Source organism: Pseudomonas sp. CFBP2511 (genome assembly GCF_030209255.1).
GTDB lineage: Bacteria > Pseudomonadota > Gammaproteobacteria > Pseudomonadales > Pseudomonadaceae > Aquipseudomonas > Aquipseudomonas avellanae.
Genome location: NZ_JARVSI010000028.1, coordinates 157,614 through 180,392 on the forward strand (window position 1 = coordinate 157,614; position 22,779 = coordinate 180,392).

Annotated in this window: 20 protein-coding genes; 15 read left to right on the forward strand and 5 right to left on the reverse strand. The window is 57.6% G+C overall.

Translation table 11 applies throughout. The annotated features are described in order from the left end of the window. Positions 1 to 106: 106 nt before the first annotated feature. Positions 107 to 277, forward strand: coding sequence for a PA1571 family protein (locus QRN38_RS23490; RefSeq protein ID WP_003378668.1), 171 nt, complete (start codon positions 107 to 109; stop codon positions 275 to 277). 221 nt (positions 278 to 498) lie between these two features. On the opposite strand, the gene pdxB is transcribed toward QRN38_RS23490, so the two are convergent. From pdxB to rlmM, 3 genes are all read right to left on the reverse strand, one after another. Beyond that, positions 499 to 1,641 (reverse strand): 4-phosphoerythronate dehydrogenase PdxB, encoded by a 1,143-nt coding sequence (gene pdxB / locus QRN38_RS23495; protein ID WP_044390109.1) that lies wholly within the window; start codon positions 1,639 to 1,641, stop codon positions 499 to 501. Between the two features lie 88 nt (positions 1,642 to 1,729). Further along, positions 1,730 to 1,984, reverse strand: a complete 255-nt coding sequence (gene tusA / locus QRN38_RS23500; protein WP_005766916.1) for a sulfurtransferase TusA — start codon at positions 1,982 to 1,984, stop codon at positions 1,730 to 1,732. 66 nt (positions 1,985 to 2,050) lie between these two features. Continuing rightward, positions 2,051 to 3,124 (reverse strand): 23S rRNA (cytidine(2498)-2'-O)-methyltransferase RlmM, encoded by a 1,074-nt coding sequence (rlmM, locus tag QRN38_RS23505; protein ID WP_011103806.1) that lies wholly within the window; start codon positions 3,122 to 3,124, stop codon positions 2,051 to 2,053. 179 nt (positions 3,125 to 3,303) lie between these two features. Here rlmM and acnA point away from each other — a divergent pair, with 179 nt between their 5' ends. From acnA to QRN38_RS23530, 5 genes are all read left to right on the forward strand, one after another. Continuing rightward, positions 3,304 to 6,048, forward strand: a complete 2,745-nt coding sequence (gene acnA / locus QRN38_RS23510) for an aconitate hydratase AcnA (RefSeq protein ID WP_057418963.1) — start codon at positions 3,304 to 3,306, stop codon at positions 6,046 to 6,048. Positions 6,049 to 6,177: 129 nt separating this feature from the next. Beyond that, positions 6,178 to 6,969, forward strand: coding sequence for a CPBP family intramembrane glutamic endopeptidase (locus tag QRN38_RS23515; RefSeq protein ID WP_057418962.1), 792 nt, complete (start codon positions 6,178 to 6,180; stop codon positions 6,967 to 6,969). A 96-nt stretch (positions 6,970 to 7,065) separates the two neighbouring features. Then, positions 7,066 to 8,631, forward strand: a complete 1,566-nt coding sequence (locus tag QRN38_RS23520) for a methyl-accepting chemotaxis protein (protein WP_007244337.1) — start codon at positions 7,066 to 7,068, stop codon at positions 8,629 to 8,631. Between the two features lie 317 nt (positions 8,632 to 8,948). Then, on the forward strand, positions 8,949 to 9,611 hold the full coding sequence (locus tag QRN38_RS23525) for a hypothetical protein (RefSeq protein WP_005766925.1): 663 nt from the start codon (positions 8,949 to 8,951) through the stop codon (positions 9,609 to 9,611). A gap of 438 nt (positions 9,612 to 10,049) precedes the next feature. Further along, complete coding sequence (locus QRN38_RS23530; RefSeq protein WP_005766927.1) at positions 10,050 to 10,586, forward strand: hypothetical protein; 537 nt, start codon at positions 10,050 to 10,052, stop codon at positions 10,584 to 10,586. 64 nt (positions 10,587 to 10,650) lie between these two features. On the opposite strand, the gene QRN38_RS23535 is transcribed toward QRN38_RS23530, so the two are convergent. Then, positions 10,651 to 12,528, reverse strand: coding sequence for an autotransporter outer membrane beta-barrel domain-containing protein (locus QRN38_RS23535; RefSeq protein WP_057418967.1), 1,878 nt, complete (start codon positions 12,526 to 12,528; stop codon positions 10,651 to 10,653). Positions 12,529 to 13,291: 763 nt separating this feature from the next. Here QRN38_RS23535 and QRN38_RS23540 point away from each other — a divergent pair. The 3 genes from QRN38_RS23540 to QRN38_RS23550 all read left to right on the forward strand — a co-directional run bounded on the left by QRN38_RS23540 (position 13,292) and on the right by QRN38_RS23550 (position 17,681). Further along, a complete protein-coding gene (locus QRN38_RS23540; protein WP_057418961.1) occupies positions 13,292 to 15,172 on the forward strand; it encodes a hypothetical protein in 1,881 nt (626 codons plus the stop codon). Positions 15,173 to 15,226: 54 nt separating this feature from the next. Continuing rightward, positions 15,227 to 17,131: an immunoglobulin-like domain-containing protein gene (locus tag QRN38_RS23545; RefSeq protein ID WP_057418960.1), complete on the forward strand. Its 1,905-nt coding sequence runs from the start codon at positions 15,227 to 15,229 to the stop codon at positions 17,129 to 17,131. Positions 17,132 to 17,222: 91 nt separating this feature from the next. Continuing rightward, positions 17,223 to 17,681: a hypothetical protein gene (locus QRN38_RS23550; protein ID WP_024667471.1), complete on the forward strand. Its 459-nt coding sequence runs from the start codon at positions 17,223 to 17,225 to the stop codon at positions 17,679 to 17,681. 1 nt (position 17,682) lies between these two features. Here the strand turns inward: QRN38_RS23550 and QRN38_RS23555 are convergent, their stop codons facing one another. Further along, positions 17,683 to 18,372, reverse strand: coding sequence for an alpha/beta family hydrolase (locus QRN38_RS23555; RefSeq protein ID WP_057418959.1), 690 nt, complete (start codon positions 18,370 to 18,372; stop codon positions 17,683 to 17,685). A 295-nt stretch (positions 18,373 to 18,667) separates the two neighbouring features. On the opposite strand from QRN38_RS23555, the gene ccoN reads away from it, so the two are divergent. The 6 genes from ccoN (at position 18,668) to QRN38_RS23585 (ending at position 22,730) form a co-directional block, all read left to right on the forward strand. Next, on the forward strand, positions 18,668 to 20,110 hold the full coding sequence (gene ccoN / locus QRN38_RS23560) for a cytochrome-c oxidase, cbb3-type subunit I (protein ID WP_011103797.1): 1,443 nt from the start codon (positions 18,668 to 18,670) through the stop codon (positions 20,108 to 20,110). Then, the gene (gene ccoO / locus QRN38_RS23565; protein ID WP_011103796.1) at positions 20,110 to 20,718 is read left to right on the forward strand and encodes a cytochrome-c oxidase, cbb3-type subunit II; all 609 of its coding nucleotides are present in this window, start codon (positions 20,110 to 20,112) and stop codon (positions 20,716 to 20,718) included. Before ccoN ends, ccoO begins: the two co-directional genes overlap by 1 nt. 5 nt (positions 20,719 to 20,723) lie before the next feature. Beyond that, positions 20,724 to 20,915 carry a CcoQ/FixQ family Cbb3-type cytochrome c oxidase assembly chaperone gene (locus QRN38_RS23570; protein WP_057418966.1) on the forward strand — a complete coding sequence of 64 codons (192 nt, stop codon included), beginning with the start codon at positions 20,724 to 20,726 and terminating at the stop codon, positions 20,913 to 20,915. After that, positions 20,912 to 21,889 (forward strand): cytochrome-c oxidase, cbb3-type subunit III, encoded by a 978-nt coding sequence (gene ccoP, locus QRN38_RS23575; RefSeq protein WP_054089722.1) that lies wholly within the window; start codon positions 20,912 to 20,914, stop codon positions 21,887 to 21,889. The genes QRN38_RS23570 and ccoP overlap by 4 nt, the downstream gene beginning before the upstream one ends. A gap of 137 nt (positions 21,890 to 22,026) precedes the next feature. Continuing rightward, a complete protein-coding gene (locus QRN38_RS23580) occupies positions 22,027 to 22,278 on the forward strand; it encodes a type II toxin-antitoxin system Phd/YefM family antitoxin (RefSeq protein ID WP_005766946.1) in 252 nt (83 codons plus the stop codon). Beyond that, positions 22,278 to 22,730 carry a type II toxin-antitoxin system VapC family toxin gene (locus QRN38_RS23585; protein ID WP_007244348.1) on the forward strand — a complete coding sequence of 151 codons (453 nt, stop codon included), beginning with the start codon at positions 22,278 to 22,280 and terminating at the stop codon, positions 22,728 to 22,730. Before QRN38_RS23580 ends, QRN38_RS23585 begins: the two co-directional genes overlap by 1 nt. Positions 22,731 to 22,779 lie beyond the last annotated feature (49 nt).

The window sequence follows — 22,779 nt, forward strand, 5'->3', positions numbered from 1 at the left end:
TTTCTGTTGCACTGGTATCGCGTTTGAGCGGCTGACAGCACCTGTCACGGACCGGTCATCAAGCGCGGTTAATTTAACGCCGTTATCTGATGAAAGGAGATACACCATGAGCCTGCAAGAGCGCAGCAACGAAGTTCAAGTCGTTCGAGCCACGCCCAATCTGCCGGTTGGCGGTGCAATTCTCGACCAGCACGGGCAAGAAGTCCTGATCACCGAAGAAATGGTTCAGGCTGCCTGCCAGGAATGCGACAAGAACTGGGTCACCCCGGAAAAATAATACCGAGCGACACCTCATCTTGAAACCCGACCTCCAGGTCGGGTTTTTTATGCCAGGCAAAGTCTTAGGCTCTGTACGAAAAGTGGCTGCGCTCGGTGATGCTGCGTTAAAAACAGGCTCGGAATGCTCATTTACAACCCGTAGAGTCGGGCGCGACCCCGGCCGTTCCTCGCCTGTTTTTGCTTTGCCTGACCTTCGCTCGCCGACTTTTCGTACAGAGCCTAAACCCGCACCGCACCCAGCGCCCGGATCAGTTGCGTCAGCGTGTCGGACTCGCCTTCCAGGTGAACCTTCAGCCCTTCGATTTCCCGACGGGGCGGGTAATGTTTGCGCAGCGCATCGAAGGCCAGTCGCTGGCTGGCGGTGTCGCCGGTCAGGCTGCGACGGAAATCCGCATCGTCACGGCGCGGGTCGTATACGCCGCGGCACAGCATGTTCAAGGCCCACTGCGGGTCAGTGGCAGCGTCGAGGCTGACTTGCGCCAGCCAAGGGGTTGGCAGCAGGTCAGCGAGGCTGATCGCCGCCGGCTGATCGAGAAAGGCGCACAGTGCCTGATAGATCTGCGCAGTGCCGCGCTGCCTGCCGTCGAGACTGTAACCCGCGATGTGCGGCGTGCCGATGACGCACAGGTCAGCCAGCGCCACGTTGACCTGCGGTTCGCCTTCCCACACATCGAGCACGGCTTGCAGGTCTTCACGTTCAAGCATGACATCGTGCAGTGCGCGGTTATCCACCACCGCGCCACGGCTGGCATTGATCAGCCAGGCGCCTTGCCTGAGCTGACGCAGACGCGCTTCGTCGAGCAGGTGCCAGGTGGGTGACTGGCCGCTCTTGTCCAACGGCGTGTGCAGGCTGATCACGTCACAGCGCTGCAGAATCTCATCAAGGCTGACGAAGTCACCGCCTTCGGCAGACTGGCGTGGCGGGTCGCAGACCAAAACCTTCCAGCCCAGCGCTTTGAGCACCGTAATCAGCCGCCCCCCCACCTGCCCCGCACCGACCACGCCGTAGGTGCGCTGGCGCAGATCGACGCCTTCGATTTCCGCCAGGGTCAGCAGGCTGCCCAGTACATAATCCACCACACCGCGCGCATTGCAGCCCGGTGCGCTGGACCACTGGATCGCGGCGTCCTGAAAGTAGGCCAGGTCCAGATGATCAGTGCCAATGGTGCAGGTGCCGACGAAACGCACCGGGCTGCCCTCAAGCATCTCGCGGGTCACCGGCGTCACGGAACGCACCAGCAATACATCGGCGTCGGCTACTGCAGCGCGGTCGATGGAGCGGCCTGGCAGGCGGCGAATTTCGCCGAAACCGGCAAAAAAGGCGTCGAGCAGGGGAATGTTTTCGTCAGCAACAATGCGCATGGAAGCCTCTCAAGATCTGGCGGACAGGGGCCGGCCCACAGCGTGAACAGGCGCGTCGTGAACAAGCGCGGTTGCAGCGATGTGGCGGTCAGTCGGACTTTTTACGGATCCAGTACAGGAACGTGCTCTCTTCTGCCTGCTCGGCCACCAGTTCATGGCCGAGAAAGACGCAGAATTTCGGGATGTCACGGCACGTGGACGGATCGGTCGCAATCACCTTGAGCAGGCCACTTGGGGGCAGATCACGGACTTTCTGGTGCAGCATCATCACCGGTTCCGGGCAGAACAGTCCGGTGGCGTCCAGAACGGCGTCGACGGTGAGGCTTTCAATGGGTTCAGACATGGGGCACTCCAGCGGCGGGTGGCTATTGTCGCTCAAATCAGCAGGTACGATAAGCGTCAGCTTGCCTCACTTGCGGGCCGCTTTGGCCACATCCAGCCTGCGCAGGTGGCAAGTGACTTCCTCGCGGTCATGGTAAAGCTGCTTGCAGCCAATCGATACCCGCACACCGCGCGCCTGAAAACCTTCTTCGATGCGGTCGAGCAAGCGGCGCACTTCAGCGTAGCGCTGTTTCATCGGCAGCTTGAGGTTGACCACTGCTTCACGGCACAACCCTTCGCCCAGCCAGGTTTCCAGCAAGGCCGCATTGCGCGCCGGTTTTTCGACGATGTCACAGACCATCCAGTCCACAGGGTGACGAGGCTTGTAGGTAAAACCGTCCGCCATCAAGTGCTGCACCAGCCCGGTGTCCATCAGGCTTTCGGCCATCGGGCCATTGTCGATGGCGGTCACCAGCATTCCCCGGCGCACCAGTTGGTAGGTCCAGCCGCCGGGCGCAGCTCCCAGATCCACACCCGTCATGTCCCCCGAAAGACGCTCGTCCCACTGATCTCTGGGGATAAAGTGGTGCCACGCTTCTTCGAGCTTCAAGGTGGAGCGACTGGGTGCTTCGCGGGGGAACTTCAAGCGCGGGATGCCCATCGGCCACATCGCCGAGTTATCGGCTTCGGCCAGGCCGAGAAACACTTCGCGACCGCTCTTGAAGGTCAGCAGCAGGCGCGGTTTGCGTGGGTCATCGACCAGCTTGCCAGCCTGGGTCAGGGCCTTGCGCAGGGGTGCCTCGAACTTCTTGCAGAAATTCGACAGTTCCTTGCCATCGTTGGTATCCACAACTTCCAGCCACAGGCTGCCGCAGGTCGGGAACGTCGACAGTTGCGCAAGAATCACGCTGATGCGGTCGGTTTCCGGCAGATCAAGGAACAGGCCCCGCGCCCACTGACGAGGGAAGATCAACGTGTCGAAGCGCTGACCGTTCATCAGCCGTTCGGCGCCATCCGCTTCAGTGCAGATGAATTCGGCGCAGGCCGTGTCGGGTCGCGCCTTGGCGTAACCGGAAACGTCCAGGCGTGCAGCGAGGTCGGCGATCTCCGAACAGACTTCGCCCTCAAAACCGGGCCGGCAGTGCATAAACAGCGTATTCATGGGTTACTCCTGATCGGGCGTAACCCCGCAGACGTCAAAGGCGCGCATGATAACGGAATCAGGAACCACTGGCGCGGCCAGACAGTCCACAGAACCTGAAGCCTGATGCGGCGCTCCCGACCTGATGCACATGGAGCCCGTGACCCAATGCTCGGAGATCATTCCAAAAGGAGACATTCATGCCCTCCCTCGATAGCCTGAAAAGCCTGAAAACACTCGACATCGATAACAAGACCTACCACTACTTCAGCCTGCCGGAAGCCGCCCGCTCGCTCGGCGACCTGGACAAGCTGCCCATGTCGCTCAAGGTGCTGCTGGAAAACCTGCTGCGCTGGGAAGACAACAAGACCGTCACCGGCAACGACCTCAAGGCCATCGCCGACTGGCTGACCGAGCGCCGCTCGGATCGGGAAATCCAGTACCGCCCCGCCCGTGTGCTGATGCAGGACTTTACCGGCGTGCCTGCAGTGGTCGATCTGGCCGCCATGCGCGCTGCCGTGGCCAAGGCAGGTGGCGATCCGCAGCGGATCAATCCGCTGTCGCCGGTCGATCTGGTCATCGACCACTCGGTGATGGTCGACAAGTTCGGCAACGCCGAGGCGTTCGGTGAGAACGTCGACATTGAAATGCAGCGCAACGGCGAGCGCTATGCGTTTCTGCGTTGGGGCCAGAGCGCCTTCGACAACTTCAGCGTCGTGCCGCCCGGCACCGGTATTTGCCATCAGGTGAACCTGGAATACCTGGGCCGCACTGTCTGGACCAAAGAGCAAGACGGTCGTACCTACGCGTTCCCCGACACGCTGGTCGGCACTGACTCGCACACCACGATGATCAACGGCCTTGGCGTATTGGGCTGGGGCGTGGGCGGGATCGAAGCCGAGGCGGCGATGCTCGGCCAGCCGGTATCGATGCTGATCCCGGAAGTGATCGGTTTTAAACTGACCGGCAAATTGAAAGAAGGTATTACCGCCACCGATCTGGTGCTGACCGTGACGCAGATGCTGCGCAAGAAAGGCGTGGTCGGCAAGTTCGTCGAATTCTATGGCGACGGTCTGGCGGATCTGCCACTGGCCGACCGCGCGACCATTGCCAACATGGCCCCTGAGTATGGTGCGACCTGCGGTTTCTTCCCGGTCGACGAGGTGACGCTGGATTACCTGCGCCTGTCCGGCCGCCCCGACGAGACCGTGAAGCTGGTCGAGGCCTATTGCAAGGCGCAAGGGCTGTGGCGTCTGGCAGGTCAGGAACCGGTGTTCACCGACAGCCTGGAACTGGACATGACCACCGTGGAAGCCAGCCTCGCCGGCCCCAAACGTCCGCAAGACCGCGTGGCGTTGCCACAGGTGGCCAAGGCGTTTGATGACTTTCTCGGTTTGCAGGTCAAGCCGGCCAAGGTCGACGAGGGCCGGCTGGAAAGCGAGGGCGGCGGCGGTGTCGCGGTGGGCAACGAAGCACAGGTCGGTGGCGAAACCCAGTATGAATACAACGGCCAGACCTACCCTCTGAGGGACGGCGCGGTGGTGATCGCGGCCATCACCTCCTGCACCAATACCTCCAACCCCAGTGTGATGATGGCCGCCGGCCTGGTGGCGAAAAAAGCGGTCGAAAAAGGCCTGCAACGCAAACCTTGGGTGAAGAGCTCGCTGGCACCTGGCTCCAAGGTTGTGACCGATTACTACGACGCAGCGGGCTTGACACCGTATCTGGAAACGCTGGGCTTCAATCTGGTGGGCTATGGCTGCACGACCTGCATCGGTAACTCCGGGCCGCTGCTGGAGCCGATCGAAAAAGCCATTCAGCAGTCCGACCTGACCGTCGCCTCCGTGCTGTCGGGTAACCGCAACTTCGAGGGCCGCGTCCATCCGCTGGTCAAGACCAACTGGCTGGCCTCGCCACCCCTGGTGGTGGCGTACGCGCTGGCAGGTTCGGTGCGCACCGACATCAGCAGTGAACCGCTGGGCGAAAGCTCGGACGGCAAACCGGTTTACCTGCGCGACATCTGGCCCAGCCAGCAGGAGATCGCCGACGCAGTCGCAAGCGTGAACACCGGGATGTTCCACAAGGAATACGCCGAAGTCTTTGCCGGCGACGAGCAGTGGCAAGCCATCGAGGTGCCGCAGGCTGCCACTTATGTCTGGCAGGAAGACTCCACCTACATTCAGCACCCGCCGTTCTTCGAAGACATCGGCGGCCCGCTGCCCGTGATCGAAGATATAGAAGACGCACGCATTCTGGCGCTGCTGGGCGATTCGGTAACCACCGACCACATCTCCCCTGCCGGCAATATCAAAGCGGACAGCCCGGCCGGCCGCTATCTTCAAGAGAAAGGCGTCGCGTATCAGGACTTCAACTCATACGGTTCACGCCGTGGCAACCATGAAGTGATGATGCGCGGCACCTTTGCCAACATCCGTATCCGCAACGAAATGCTCGGTGGCGAAGAAGGCGGCAACACGGTGCACGTACCTTCCGGCGAAAAACTGGCGATCTACGACGCGGCCATGCGCTATCAGGCTGAAAGTACACCGCTGGTGATCGTCGCGGGCCTGGAATACGGCACCGGATCGAGCCGCGACTGGGCGGCCAAAGGCACCAATCTGCTGGGCGTGAAGGCGGTCATTGCCGAAAGTTTTGAGCGGATTCACCGCTCCAATCTGGTCGGCATGGGCGTGCTGCCGTTGCAATTCAAAAACGGTCAGACCCGCAAGACATTGGCCCTTACCGGCAAGGAAACCCTGAAAATCACCGGCCTGACCAACGCCGACGTGCAACCAGGCATGAGCCTGACCCTGCACATCAACCGCGAGGACGGCAGCAAGGAAACGGTCGACTTGCTGTGCCGCATCGACACGCTTAACGAAGTGGAATACTTCAAGTCCGGCGGCATTCTGCATTATGTGCTGCGGCAACTGATCGCTTCGTGATACGCAATGCCTGACACGATGCCTGCCCCTGCTCAGGGGCAGGCTCGTGCATGAAGATTTGTATAAGCTGACACCTGCATCGCTGAACGTTGGATAGAATCTTCCGTTTCTAAAAGCAAGATGTCCCTCATGACTACAAGACACTGGATGGTTCTCTTTCTCCTGAGCACTGGTTATGCACTTGCATTGTCTTATGGCAGTATCGCCCCCGCTGCGGCCTTAAGCATCGGCCTGTTGCTCGTCGCGTGGTTATGCGTGGCGTTGCCTTCTGATAAATACATCCGTTTTTTTGGCCATGTGCTGTTTGTTGTGACGGGCCTGGCCTTGGCTTTTCATCTGGCACCCGGTTTCAATAATGCGCAAGTCATCGAAGCCACCCGATTCAGTGCCGATGCCCAGATTTTTTCCATGTACCTGAATCTGGACAAGCCGCTCATCGGCTTCTGGCTGATACTGGCCTGCCCGTGGATCATGCCGAAGGTCGACATCGCCCATTCGCTGAAAGTCGGCGTTCTCGCGCTGATCGTCACGTCAGCGTTCTGCATGACAGCAGCCGTCGTTCTCAACGTTGTTGGCTGGACACCCAAATGGCCCGCTCAAGGCCTGATATGGCTGTTCAACAACCTGTTGCTGGTGACCCTCGCCGAGGAGCTGTTTTTCCGCGCGTATCTGCAAGGCGGTATGCAGCGCCTGTTCAAGGATTCGAGGTTTGCGACCGCACTGTCGGTCACTCTCGCTGCGGGCCTGTTCGGGCTCGCTCACGCAGGCGCAGGCTGGGAGTGGATGGTGTTGGCGAGCATGGCAGGTGTGGGTTATGGCATCGCGTTTCGTTCAGGTGGCTTGCCAGCTGCGGTCATCAGTCATTTTGGCCTGAATCTTGTGCACTTCGGGCTGTTCACCTATCCCATGCTTTCCCGGTAATGATGACTCTTCGGTCATTTGTGACGCGCGGCTCAATTTATCGACTCCCCCGCCGATAAAACGCCATCGTCTTCCGGATCGAAGGATCGAAATCCCATGCGCAACAACCAGCCCGTCACTCAACGCGAGCGGACATTTCCTGCCGAACAGCGACTGATCTCCACCACCGACACTCGCGGCACCATCACGTACTGCAACGATGCTTTCGTCGATATCAGCGGTTACAGCGAGGCAGAACTGCTCGGTGCCGCGCACAACACAGTGCGCCACCCGGACGTTCCGCCAGCGGTGTTCGAGCATATGTGGACCACGCTCAAGACCGGTCAGCCATGGATGGGTATCGTCAAGAACCGTTGCAAGAATGGCGACCATTACTGGGTCAACGCCTATGTGACGCCGGTGCTGGAAAACCGCCAGGTCGTGGGTTTCGAGTCGGTGCGCATCAAGCCGACCGCCGAACAGATTCGTCGGGCCGAAACACTTTACACGCGCATCAATAACGGCAAGAGCGCCGTACCGGGCCGTGATAAATGGCTGCCGATACTTCAGGACTGGCTGCCGTTCATTATGGTCAGCCAGTTGAGCTTTCTGATCGGCGTGTGGCTCAATTCGCAGTGGGGCTTCGCACTGGCTGCAGCGTTGTCGGTGCCGCTGGGCTTGCTGGGGCTGTCCTGGCAGCAACGCGGCACCAAACGCCTGTTGCGACTGGCCGAACAGACCACCTCCGACCCGTTGATCGCTCAGATGTACACCGACAGCCGTGGCCCACAAGCGCGTCTGGAGATGTCGATCCTCAGCCAGCAAGCGCGTCTGAAAACCTGCCTGACCCGCTTGCAGGACACCGCCGAGCATTTGAACAATCAGGCCCGCCAGGCCAACTCGCTGGCCAACGCCAGCTCGACCGGGCTGGAGCGCCAGCGCGTGGAAACCGAGCAGGTCGCCGCCGCGATCAATCAGATGGCCGCCACCACCCAGGAAGTCGCCAGCCACGTCAATCGCGCCGCTGACGCCACCCAACAAGCCAACGAACTGACCCGTCGCGGCCGCGACATTGCCGGTGAAACCCGCGAAGCCATTCAGCGCCTGTCCACTTCGGTGGGCGAAACCGGCCTGACCGTGACAAGGCTGGCCAAAGACAGCGACGAAATCGGCGGCGTGGTCGATGTGATCAAAGGCATCGCCGACCAGACCAACCTGCTGGCCCTCAACGCCGCCATCGAAGCCGCACGTGCTGGCGAGATGGGTCGCGGGTTTGCCGTCGTGGCAGATGAAGTGCGCCAACTGGCGCAACGCACCGCCGAGTCCACCGGACAGATTCACGGTTTGATCGCCAAACTGCAGCAGACCGCCAACGACGCGGTGCAGACCATGAACACCGGTCGTCTTCAGGCTGAAGAAGGTGTCGCGCGGGTACTGGAAGCCGATCAGGCGTTGGTGGGCATCAGCGAGGCCGTCGCCAACATCACCGACATGACCACGCAGATCGCCACCGCCACTGAAGAACAAAGCGCGGTGGCCGAAGAGATCAACCGCAACATCTCGACCATCGCCAGCCTGGCCGACACGACCTCAGACGAGGCCCGTCGCTCGGCAATACTGAGTGGCGAACTGACCGATACGGCCAACTCCCAGTATTCGCTTGTGGAACGATTTAATCGCTGAAACTTCAAGCAATTTAAAGAGCCCCGACAGAGTTGATCTGTCGGGGCTTTTTATTGGGTGCTTTCTATGTGTTTTTTCTTTATGGACTGACAGATCCCTGAAGTAGCTCCGAAGAGAATGTAGGATATTTCCTTAATGCCACAAACGACAGTAAAACGGCCGGTGTCGGCATTGACACAGAGCGCTCAATCCGATTAGTTGAAATTCAGGTGATGCGCGGTAGTTATTTATTACCTTTTTTAGTTATTGCGTGTCGTCCTGAAAAAAACTTTAGATCGGCGCTATTTGGCGCTTGACTTATTAATTGGAGAGACAAGATGAATAATTTCACAAGCCCAGCATTGGAGGCACCCTCAGTACCTGTGGCAGAAAGCGATGGCCTGATCAGAGTTCGCGATCTTGAATCAGGCATTTCGGTCCATTTCACCGCACGGGGCTTAATCAAAGAAAAAGACAGCTTTGAGCTTATGGTTAACGGTGCTGGCTCCGGGGTTACTCAGATCATTTCTGATCCTGACGCACCTGAAGAGGTGAAGTTCGTTATGAATCTGCAGCCTGAACACTTCGCTAAAGATGGCACTTATGCAATCGGGTACCAATGGTTAACTTTTCCGGGCGATATTCGAACAGACTCTGCAACTACTGAGATTCGGATCGACCGCACCGCCCCAGGCGCGGCGCTGCTGGCTCCTGTCATTTTCCATCAGATCAACCTCGGCAACACCCTCACAGGCCTTGTCCCAGGCTACGCAGACATGCAGCCCGGAGACCGTATCCAGACCTTCTGCAACGACCGGCAAGGTCCCGCTTACGTGGTCACCTCCGACAATCTGACTGATCGTCCGGTACCGATCATTTTCGACAAGGAGTTTCTGCTGAATCTGCACAGCGATAGTGTCACGATCAGCTACCGGGTCATCGATCGTGCGGGCAATATTTCGCTGCCGGCGCGCTCTGTCACACTCTCGATGCAGGTTTAATCACGACCGCCTACATTTTTCGCTCAATACCTTGAAGGTTTCGCACACTGAAGTGTGCGAGACCCTAATGATAAGTTTGAGTGAATCTTCCTACGAACAAGTAGGACTTTAGACAAAATTTAAAATTTCCAGCTTTGTAAGAATTGTCTGTAGTAACGGTCCTACAAAGATAGGCGGCAGAAAAAACCTCAAACCCACACCAACCCGAGGCAACACCCTTTGTTTACAGCATCTTCGACACTAATGACCGATAATTTAGTACCAACATGAAACCAAATGTAACTGCAAAGTCCGACACAACCTTTTCAGAACCTTTGGAGAACCTTGAATTCGTCAGGGACTTGACCTGAACACTTATGTGTTTTGTAATATTTCCGCTGCCGACCCGTGTCGGCACACATATAACAATCCAACTTAATGTAAATAACCGAGTTCACGATGGATAAAAACAAGTCCACGGATGTCGCTGCGCGCACCCAACTAGAAAAAAACGGCCCCGAAAACGCAAGCATTGTTCAAGAAGCTCCACTACACGAGAGTCTCTATCGACAGGCGATTGCTGTGCACATTCCATCCGATATTTCAGACACATTGAAAGCGCCTGTGCTGCCCAACAACGACCCTGCGGCCATCAGTCATGAACAGGCACATGCAGGTATCACCGTCCACATTCCCGGTTCCGTCAAGATGTGCTGGGGAGATGGCATTCATTTCTACTGGGGTAAAAACGTATCGACCACAACGCTTTTCCATCGAGTAGGCGAGAATAGCGTGGTGCGCGAGCTGTGTGTTTCCTACCTGTTCACGCCCCACATTCAGTACGGCCTGATCGACCTGTATTACGAGCTCTACCGCGATTGTCGACTGATCGGCACATCGCCGGTGCTGCGTGTGAACGTCAATTACTCGGTACCTGTGACCTCCAGGCAGCGCAGCCGCAAACGCCTGATCAATCGCAGGTTTCCAGACAAATAACTGAAAAACCCCCGGTGATCACTCACCGGGGGCCCGGGCATTGCTCAGTCCTTTACCTGACAGATCAGAATGTCAGACGTAGTCCCACATTAGCCCCCCAGGGTTGCTCGATATGCTGACCTTTCATGTAATCAACGTCCGCGTGCAGTTTCAGGCGCTCGGACAGCGAAACCGATACCCCGGCCCCCAGCTCGCCGCGCGAGCCGAACAGGCTGTTATCAAATTTCACGTCGTTGGCCTTTACCTCGTTACGGCGGGAAAATTCCTGAGCAACGGCGACACGCACGTAAGGCTGCAACACCCCGCCGTCCTTGAGCGCCACAGTGCGCCCCAGCGAAGTACCGACCTTGCCCAGCACCGAACGGGTTCGCGCGTTCTTCGCCTTCATGCCGTTGTCCAGACGCAGCTCCTGCCCCTGCACGACGACGCTGGACAACTGGGCAAACGGCTCGAGAAAGTAGTCGTCCGCCAGCTTGATGTGCCGACCGGCTTCCACCCAGCCACCCACACCGGTGTTGCTGTAGTCGCCCTTGGCCTTGCTCGCATCGCTCATGGCAATATCTGCCTTGTTGCGAAAGCGGTTGAGCTTGAGCATGCCATCCACGTAGTAACCGTCGTCGGACAACCAGGTGCCGTAAGCGCCCGCGTAATAACTGGCAACTTTACCTGTCGTACCGCGGCTCACATCCAGATCGGACGTGCTGTAACCGCCCAGTACACCCACCAGCAGCCGTCCGTTGCTGACCTCGACAGGCGCATCGGCACCCAGCGACAGGCCGCTCTGCTTCTGCCGGTAGTCAACCCCGTCGCTGGTCGTGGCATTGAGACGACTGCCGTAGGCACGCATCCAGCCACCCGCCTGGCCGCTGGCACGAACCTCGCCCATGCGCGAACGCAGGGTAGAAAGCTCACTCATCCAGATGGCAGGCGCTGCGCTGTACAGCGCCAGAGCACTCTGGGTCGAAGGGCTGATGACCTTGTCCCTGCCGACAACGAACCAGTCATTGCCTTGCTGCTCCAGCAGATAGGAATAAGCCCCCAGATCGACCCGCCCGCCCAGCAGGCTGAACTGCGCATCGCCACCTTCGGTGTGCACCACCTTGAGCGGCTGCATATCAGCCGATATCACCTCCACCCCGGTGTTACGTACCCGCAACCCGAATTGCCCGCTGGCCTGACCATTGACGTTGATGAGATCACCCACCCCGTTATCCAGGTCCACGCGCATGCCGAATGTGCCCGACCCGGACAACTCATTCAGCGACAAGGTATGGAACCCGTTCTCGGCGAACCCGACGCTGCCACCCTGCATGGAGAGCGACTTGACGGCATTGTCACCCTGCATCTGCCATTGCCCACCGGAAGCGATCGCCAGCGTATTGCCATTGATGATGTCACCGTTCAATTGCGCGCCATTTTGCAGTGTGACGTTCAAGGTGCTGGTGTCATCAGCGACGAGGTTGCCGTTGAGGGTGCTGTTGTCGACGTTGAAGTTGACGGTACTGCTATCTGCAACCTCCAGCAGGTTCCCGTTCCCGGACAGCAACTCGGAATGGTTCTGCACAGCGATATCGGCATCGATATCAAACAATACACGTTGGTCGACTCTGATAGCAGCGCCAGTCAAGCCCTCAACAATAGAGTCATTGATAACCGTGTAGGGTTTATTTCCAATCAGACTTCCGTCCGAACTCCCCCGAGCCGAGCCGTCAGTAATATTGATGCCGTTCAGATCACCCATGACGTGACTACGCTGGGTAATAAAAACATTTCCTCCAGAAGAAAGAATACCTTGACCTCTCCCACGTTGCGACGCTGCCCCTTGCAGCTCCGTGTTAACCAAATTCAGTTCACCCCACAGACCTACTGCAATACCCACTTCCAGTCCAGATACATTGCTCGAAAAAATAGAGGCTTCGGAGCCAGGTTTATCAGAATCTATGATTCCGCCCAGAGAGATACCGAAACCTGAATCATTGCTTACCACGGCGCCGTGAATGTTAGACACACTGTCGGTGAGGTGCAGACCATTCTCCACGCTCCCGGACTCTATATTAACTGTGGACTGCGTTGCGTAGACCGTACCGACTCTTCCGCCATTAACATTGAGAACACCTCTATTGCTCACGACGTATGAATCAAAAGGCGTCTGAGGCCCCACCGTTACTGAATCACCATTTATCGGTATAGCCTTTAGCACTTCTCCATTGGGCAGAATGACCGCAATTTTTTCGTCACCCTGATACCCGGCATTCACTTTACGTTGAATATCTGCAGACACCTGAGCAGCTACCAAAGCTCCGGCTGCCAGTACGGAAAACTGCAAAATACAGGAACTGAAATTTCTAACGTTACTTTTTCTATAAGACACCATCCATCTCCTCGACTATTGAGCCCGAGAAAGTAGCTCATCCAAATCATAAAACGCTCACACCCTCAACACCAAAACTGTAGGACCATTCCCAAATAACTATAAATAAAATCCTACAGACGACCTCTACTTAGCCCCAACTACAAAAAACCTACTCTCAAGCAAAAAATAATTAACGCACCCATTGACACACATCAAGAAAACCTATTACGTCAAAACGTGATCGAGAAAGCGACATCAATAGATTGTTTTTTAAATCTCCAGCTGCTCTCGCTCAAAATCATCAAGTAGGAAATACCCTACAACTCACATCAACTAATGAAAGGATTGACCGATGAGTAACTCTCAAGAAACTACGCTACTAAAACCTGTAAGCATTCCAAAAATCCGATACGAGGTCTCAAAAGCTCCTCTGGACGCGCCTGATGTCGCTGTCGCATTTCACGATGAAGATACCCCAGGTCTGATTCCCATAAACGCATTGACCCAGCCTTTACTTGTCAGTCTGAAGGTGTGGCCAGCCGCGCTCCCTGACTATACCTACCGACTGCTTTTTGACGCGGAAAAAGTGGGCCCGGAAAAGCTGATCCTGGCGTCACACACACCGGGAGATCCCTTGAGCCTTGAAGTCCCGACTGATCTTTTATCAGAAGGAATTCACGACATTGCCTATGTGATTAAAAACCCGGGAAACCAAGTGGAAGAAATATCAAACTCTTTCCAAATCCAGATCGACAAAACACCACCAGGCGCGCCTGAGCTTGCCGCAATACAATTTCCGGCCGAGATCCAGAACGGCCTGACTGCGGCCGAGCTCGAGCAGTTGGGTGGACAGCTGGTTGTACAGATTGCCGGCTACACCGGCATGGCAAAACATGACCTTATTCAGACAAGATGGGGCGATGTCGTAGGTCCTAGCGCTGTCGTCAACGAAAATGACATGGGACTGGACAAGGTTGTGGTCACCTTCACCCGTGAGTTTCTGGAGTCTTTAGGGCAAGACGAGAAACTGGTTTGCTACAAAGTGGTTGACCGTGCTGGCAACACGTCGATTCTCTCGAACACTGTTTCTGTAAGGTTGAGGCTTCAGGAAGTTCCATCTGACTATCCAGCGCCTATCGTTGACGCTGCGGTGGGCAACACAGTGGATTATCTTGAAGCGCAGTCAGGCGTAGTAGTGGATATTCCGCATTACCCGGGCGCAGCTGCACTTGATAACATCCAGCTTTTCTGGGGCGACAATAACCCTCTGGCACCTGTTGCTCTGCCGCCCGGCGACGAGGATGAGACAGTCGTCCTGACGTTGAGAGTACCCTTTGCAGCGATTGACAAGATCCCTCAGGGTCGCGTCCCCATTCACTATGAAGTATCCCGCACCGGGGAACTCGTCGGCACATCACTCAATACCGATATCGACGTATTTACGACGCTTCCTGTCGATGGGACGCTCAACAGCCTGATAGTGCAAGGTACCAGCGTACAAAACCCGAATATTGAGAACAACTTTATCGACGAAGATGATTATGAACTGAATGGCCGAGCGCTGGTGAGCTGGAACGCTGGCTTTCAGGTAAATGATGACTTGAATCTTCATTGGGGCGACCAAGTAAGGTTGCAATGGCGCCAGATAAATTCGGGTGACGTGGCATCTCAACAGGACTTGATCGTTCCGATTGACAACAACATCATACAAAGCCAAGGAACAGGCGCGGCAATTCCCGTTTATTTTACTGTCTCGCGTGCGGGTAACCCAAACGCTGTCAAAAGCCCGATTCAGCCTGTCACAGTGAGATCTCGAGAGGAACAACCCGGCGGTCAGGACGGGCTGGCAGGCCCTACATTCAAATTGACGCCAAATGGCGTGTTAGGCCCGAATGAAAACCCTGATGGTTCAGACGTAAAAATCTTGCCCTATCTCAATATGATTGATGGTCAGAGAATAACGTTCACCTTCAAAGGTTTTGATCAATCAAACAATCCCATTGAAGCAGCCACCTATACGTCAACAAGAAAAGTCGACGAAGTTGATGTGCTGGAGGGGCATGTTTTTACGGTACCGTTCTATAACACCAGGGTTATCTGTACGGGCTTTGCAGAAGCCAGCTATACCGTCAGCCCGATTGAGGGCAGCAACCAGAGCCCGGCAAACTCCACAGTCACTCGGGTACCGGTTTTAATGCTCAAACCTTCTGATGTTACCTGCTTAGTCCGCTGACCCGACGCGGGCCGCTATGGCCCGCGTTCCCCAAGACCTATAAAGGAAAACGAAATGTCTAACCCGAGCACAATCACAAACAGAAAACCGCTGGACGCCCCCGTTGTACCGGCCGCATTGAGCAGTGGACTGTTACCCGTGAATTCACTTAACAAACCTGTTCAGGTATCGCTGTCAGTGTGGCCAGGCGCACAGACTGGCTACACTTATCAACTTTATTTCGATGACACGCTTATTGAACCAAAAAAAGAAATACTGGCGAGCCATAAGCCTGGGGCCCCCCTTAGCCTGGAGATCCCAAAAGAATTGCTAAAAGAAGGCAATCACACAGTCGCTTACGCCATCGAAAACCCTGGGAACATGGTTGTTGAGTTTTCAGAAAATACAATCGTATCCGTGGACATTACTCAACCCGGCGCTCCGACTCTCGCCCCCATCATCCTCCCCAGACAAACCCTGAACGGCCTCACCTCCGAAGAACTGGAAAACATGGGTGATGTCCTGACGGGCACGATTGCCGGTTACAACGGCATGCAGGAAGGCGATGTCGTCCGTACCTACTGGAACGACGTACCGGGCCCGATGGCAGTGGTCACCAAAGACGATATGGGCCTTAAGTGTGTAATGGTCTACTTTGTCAGGCCGTTTCTGGAGCTGATTGGTGATATCGAAGCGCCGGTTTACTACACAGTGACCGACCTGGCTGGCAATCAGTCCATGGCCTCAGAAACCCTGGACGTAAAGCTCCAGCTCACGGTGACAACGCCCCTGCCCACCCCAACCATAAAAGAAGCCACCGGCAGCACCCTGGACCCTATCAACGCCTCCGCCGGGGCAACAGTGGTCATCGAGGCCACCGCCAACCTGAAAACCGGCGACCAGGTGATTGTGCAATGGCAGGGGCCGAAAGGCAGTGATACCAAGGAGAAGACACTGACAAGCGCTGAAGCCGGTCAGGCGCTGGAGGTGCTGTTTGCCGCTGTTCTGGTGACTGCCAACGCCGGGCAGACGGTTTCGGTCTCCTACGTCGTGAACCGCACCAACGGTCTGGTGCAGGTATCCGATACTTTGGCGCTGCAGGTTGTGAGCGGGCTGGCCGAGTTGCCTGCACCGCGCATGGATACGGTCGGGGCAGACGGCGTGGTCACGCCTTCGCTGATTCCTGGCTACGGCGCGACGGTGCGGGTGAGTTACCCGGGCGTGAGCGCGCAGGACAGTGTGGTGGTCAACTGGCGCGGCGCGTCCAGCCATGACACGGCGGCGCAGGTTGCAGGGGGTGGCGAATTGCAGTTCAACGTGCCCAAGGCGTTGATCAGCGCCACTGCAGGCCGCTCTGCCACAGTGACTTACACCGTCACCCGCGCAGGGGAGCCCACTGTATCGACCGCGCTACAGCTCAGTGTCAGACAGGAGCTGGTACTGGACACTTCACCGGTAACACTGGCCGGCAAAATCTATCTGCTTCCGGGCTCACCGGACCTGTTGCCGAACTTCCCGGCCGATACCACCGTTCAGCGCCAGGCCAGCGGTGGGCATGCGCCTTATCGATACGCATCGAGTAATCCGCTGGTGGTGAGCGTGGACGGCAATGGCCTGGCTTCTGTTCGAGGTAAAGGTACGGCCACCATTACCGCAACCGATGCGCTGGGCGCGACCAAGAGTTATCCGGTCACTGTTACCGGCGTCATCCATTGCATCGGTGTGGGCAGTGGCAGCTTCTCTCAGATCAGCAAGGCATCGGCCAATAATGGCGCGCGGATTCCGACCATTCACGAGTTGGTGGAAATCTACACCCTGTACGGCAATCGCTGGCCGATGGGCAACGGCAATTACTGGTCGTCTACCGTTTCAAGCGCGGGTATCGGGGGCTGGAACTGGTACTACGTAAAAAACATGGTCTCTGGCGGGAACTTCAAGTTGAAGAGTCACAACTCCAGCCTTGGCGTTTGTATCAAATAATCGACACCTGACGAACCTGTAATCATCACACAGGGCGTTACCTTGACGGGCAACGCCCTGCTTCTATTCATACGCTTTGCAGAGTCAGACCATGCACCGCATACCATCGCCAGCCAAACGCGTCGTTCGTCCTTCGCCTTGTGAAGGCAGTTTTCACGCCCGTGTCAACAGTAAGCCGTTCCAGGCGATGTACCTGTCGGGCCAGTTGGCCCTGCGGGCAGAACTGGAGCACGAACCCGATCGATGGATCTGGAAGCTGATTGTCGATGGCAAGGTGGGCACAGCACGAACCACGATCGGACTGTTTCTGGACAGCGACCTGAAACCCGGCGATCACGACCTGGTGAACCATGCGCAGATCAAAGTGATTTTCAACGAAACGCGACGCAGGCAAAACACGATTTATCATTCGGCCGACTTTCAAAGCGGCACGCTGAGCCTGTTCGAAGCCAATCCCTATACCCTGCGCTTGCGCGGGCGCTTCCGGTTCAGCATGTCATCGATCAATTTCGACGTCACCCACGGGTTTTTTGACGTACGTTGCCAATAATTCAGGCACGCAGAAAGCGGGCGATCACCTGCGCCGACTCGACCAGGCACTGGTCATGGCTGATACTTGCCACTTTCAGTGGTTTGAGGTCGTGATTGGCCGTCGGCAACCAGTGCAATTCAATGGCACTGGACAACGTATACCCCGCCACGCTTTCGCGGTTTCCCAACGCATCGCGCTCACCCTGAACGATAAGGGCCGGCGTTTTCAGCTCGGCCAGATGCGCCACACGCGGTTTTTCCGGTTTACCCACGGCGTAAAACGGATAACCCAGGCATACCAGCGCATCAACCTGCAGTTCATCAGCGATCAAGCTGGCCATTCGCCCGCCCATCGATTTGCCACCAACCGCCAGCCGCCCCGCAACTAGTGGCCGAACCTGGGCATAGACTTCTCGCCAGCATGCCAGCAATTGCGCCTGCGGATTGGGCGGGCGTTTGCTGCCGCCCTCGCGTCGCTGCGCCATGTAGGGAAACTCGAAGCGCAGCACGCCGATGCCTTGGGCCGCCAAGTGCATGGCCATGCTGTTCATGAACTCGCTGTCCATCGGTGCACCTGCACCATGCGCCAGCAGCAAGGTCGCCGGCGGCAGCGTCGCCAGCGAGTGCCCGGGCGTCCATAGCCAGCCTCTTTCGCGGGTCAGTTGCAGCCATTGCTCCGCGCCGATACCGGGCTGTAAGCCTGTGCTCATGCTTGCCTCGTTTTGATGAGTACGACATTGGCCGACCACTATAAGCAACTGCGCAAGCAACTGCATAACCCACCGCACATCAGGCACGAATCGCGCGGGCAGATGCTGCGACTTCCCACACTCCTCTTTCAAAGCTAAACTCGCCAGCAGGCGTCTGCTGCAACCATTGACGCTCGTTAGCTTGCCTGTCTGTTCCTGCCCCCGCCTTTTCGGTGTGCTTCGGTGCCATTTCCAGCGATGCATCGCCCGAGCCCGATAACGTCTGCGGTAAACACCTGAATCGTGGAAGTCCGCAATGAGCACAACAATCAGCCCGACCGCCTACAACTACCGAGTGGTGCGCCAGTTCGCCATCATGACTGTGGTCTGGGGCGTAATCGGCATGAGCCTGGGCGTCTTCATTGCGTCGCAACTGGTATGGCCTGGGCTGAACCTCGAACTCGAATGGACGACCTTCGGTCGCTTGCGACCGCTGCACACCAACCTGGTGATTTTTGCTTTCGGTGGCTGCGCGCTGTTCGCCACCTCTTATTACGTGGTGCAGCGAACCTGCCAGACACGGCTGATTTCCGACGGGCTGGCAGCGTTCACCTTCTGGGGCTGGCAGGCCGTGATTGTCGGCGCCATCGTGACGTTGCCGATGGGTTACACCACCACCAAGGAATATGCCGAGCTCGAGTGGCCGGTGGCTATCTTGCTGGCCATCGTATGGGCGGCCTACGCGGCGGTGTTCTTCGGCACTATTGTCAAACGCCGGACCCGGCACATTTATGTCGCCAACTGGTTCTACGGCGCGTTCATTGTGGTGACCGGCATGCTGCACGTCGTCAACCACGTCTCCTTGCCGGTCAGCCTGTTCAAATCCTATTCAGCCTACGCCGGTGCAACCGACGCCATGATCCAGTGGTGGTACGGGCACAACGCGGTGGGGTTTTTCCTGACCACCGGCTTTCTCGGAATGATGTATTACTTCGTGCCCAAGCAGGCTGAACGTCCGGTGTATTCCTATCGCCTGTCCATCGTGCATTTCTGGGCGTTGATCACCCTGTACATCTGGGCCGGCCCGCACCACCTGCATTACACCGCACTGCCGGACTGGGCGCAGTCGCTGGGCATGGTAATGTCGATCATTTTGCTGGTGCCTAGCTGGGGCGGCATGATCAACGGCATGATGACGCTGTCGGGCGCGTGGCATAAATTGCGCACCGATTCGATTCTGCGCTTTCTTGTGGTGGCGCTGGCGTTCTATGGCATGTCGACTTTTGAAGGCCCGATGATGGCCATCAAGACCGTCAACTCGCTGTCGCACTACACCGACTGGACCATCGGCCATGTGCACGCCGGGGCACTGGGCTGGGTGGCAATGATCACCATTGGCTCGGTCTACCACATGATCCCCAAACTCTACGCTCGCCCACAGATGCACAGCGTCGGCCTGATCAACGCGCACTTCTGGCTCGCGACCGTCGGCACCGTGCTGTACATCACCTCGATGTGGGTCAACGGCATCACTCAGGGCCTGATGTGGCGCGCGGTAAATGACGACGGCACGCTCACTTATTCTTTCATCGAGACCATGCAGGCCAGCCATATGGGCTACATCGTGCGGGTGATCGGCGGCGTCATTTTCACCAGCGGCATGCTGCTGATGGCCTACAACGTGTGGCGCACCGTGCGCGCCTCGGACCCGCAAGCAGCGCAGGCCGCTGCGCGCATCGCCGTCGCGGGAGCGCATTGATGAAACACGATGTGCTGGAAAAGAATATCGGTCTGCTGGCCTTTTTCATGGTGATTGCCGTGAGCATCGGCGGGCTGACTCAGATCGTCCCGCTGTTCTTTCAGGATGTGACCAATCAACCAATCGAGGGCATGAAGCCGCGCAGCGCGCTGGAAGTCGAAGGCCGCGATGTGTTCATTGCCAACGGTTGCGTGGGTTGCCACTCGCAGATGATCCGCCCGTTACGCGCCGAAACCGAGCGCTACGGGCATTACTCGGTCGCAGGCGAAAGTGTCTGGGATCACCCGTTTCTGTGGGGCTCGAAACGCACCGGGCCGGACCTTGCGCGGATCGGCGGTCGCTACTCGGATGAGTGGCACCGTGTGCACCTGAACAACCCGCGCGACCTGGTCCCTGCCTCGATCATGCCGGCCTATCCGTTTCTGGCCGGCAAACACATCGACAGCACGCAGACCGCGAAAAAGCTGCAAGTGCTGCGCACCCTTGGCACGCCGTACAGCGACGCCGATATTACCGGTGCGGCGGCGGCCGTGCAGGGCAAAACCGAAATGGACGCGCTGGTGGCCTACCTGCAAGGCCTCGGCACCCTTATCAAGAGCAAGCGGTGATCAGCATGGACATCGGAATGATTCGGGGTCTCGGCACACTGGTCGTCATGATCGCTTTCATCGGCCTGATGCTGTGGGTGTTCAGCCCTGCACGCAAGGCCCACTTTGACGACGCGACCCTGCTGCCGTTCGCAGATGACCCCGAAACCATCGACACCGTCGAGCGGGCCAAGGCCGAGCGAGAAAATCGATCATGAGTACGTTCTGGAGCCTGTACGTCACCCTACTGACGCTGGGCACAATCATCGCCATGCTCTGGCTGCTGCTGTCCACCCGCAAGGGCCAGCGCGAGGAGCCGACCGACGAAAAAGTCGGCCACTCGTTCGACGGCATTGAGGAGTACGACAATCCGCTGCCCAGGTGGTGGTTCCTGCTGTTCATCGCCACCCTTATATTCGCGCTGGCTTATCTGCTGCTGTATCCGGGCCTGGGCAATTGGCAGGGGCTATTGCCCGGTTACGAGTACAGGGACAAGGGCAGCACCTCGCAGTTCTCGGATGGCCAGCAGGGCTGGAGCAGTGTTCACGAGTGGGAGCGCGAAGTCGCCAGTGCCGAGGCACGCTACGGCCCGCTGTTCGCCCGGTATGCAGCGATGCCCGTCGAGGAAGTGGCCAAAGACCCGCAGGCACTGAAAATCGGCGCGCGCCTGTTCGCGTCCAACTGCTCGGTCTGCCATGGCTCCGACGCCAAAGGTGCCTACGGTTTTCCCAACCTCACCGACGCGGACTGGCGCTGGGGCGGCGATGCTCAGGCAATCAAGACGTCGATCATGGCGGGGCGCATGGGCGTGATGCCGGCCTTGGGCGAAGTGCTTGGCGAACAAGGCGTGCGCGATGTATCGGCCTACGTGCTGACCCGACTGGACGCCCGGCAACTGCCCCAAGACGCCAAGGCTGACCCAGTCGCGGGCCAGAAGACTTTCGCCACGCTCTGCGCTGCCTGCCATGGGCCGGAAGGCAAAGGCATGCCGATCTTGGGCGCACCGGACCTGACGCACCCGAATGCGTTTATTTACGGCGCCAGTTTCGCCCAGCTTCAACAGACCATTCGCGACGGTCGCCAAGGCCAGATGCCCGCTCAGCAAGCATTGCAAGGCAATGACCGGGTTCACATCCTCGCCGCCTACGTTTACAGCCTGTCTCGTCAGGAGAAACCGGCAGAGCCCAAGTGATCTGGCTCGATCGGACGTGACTGGACCTGCAGGCCCGTTGCAATTCGAAAGACTTGCAACATTGTAGTTACATCTCTACATGGCTAGACTTACGCATTATCACAACGACGTGTCTGCCCATTCTGGAGCTCGCCCTCATGACAACTACCCTCTCAAGCCGCGAATTCAACCAAGACACCAGCGGGGCTAAAAAGGCTGCGAATGAAGGCCCGGTTTTCATTACTGACCGAGGCCGCCCTGCCCATGTGCTGCTGTCGATCGAGGCGTACCTGCAACTGACCGGCAGTGCAGCGAGTATCGCTGACCTGTTAATCATGCCGACGCACCTCGATATCGAATTCGAGCCGCAACGGGCTGTCATCACGCCTCGACCGGTTGACCTGTCCTGATGTTCCTGCTCGACACCAACGTGGTGTCCGAACTCAGAAAACGCAATGCCGACTCGAACGTGCTCCGCTGGTCGCGAACCCAGATGGCATCCAGCCTGTTCATCTCGTCCATCACGATTCTTGAGCTCGAAACAGGTATCCTGCGGGTCGAACGCCGTGATCCGACACAAGGCGCAGCCCTGCGAATGTGGCTCGACCACCATGTATTGAAAGCCTTCGCCGGGCGCATTCTGCCAATCGACACCCAGGTCGCAAAACGCTGTGCCCAACTGCACGTGCCCGACCCGCGCAGCGAATGTGATGCCCTGATCGCCGCCACAGCGCTGGTGCACGGCATGACCGTGGTCACCCGCAACACAGCAGATTTCAAATCGAGCGGAGCCGCCTTGCTTAATCCCTGGATCAGCCAGTTGAACGAAGAAACGGCCTATTACTCAAGTGCGTCACGTTGAACGCGGCTTTGAACCGGCCTGACCTGTATCGGCGCGGGCTGCGCCAGCG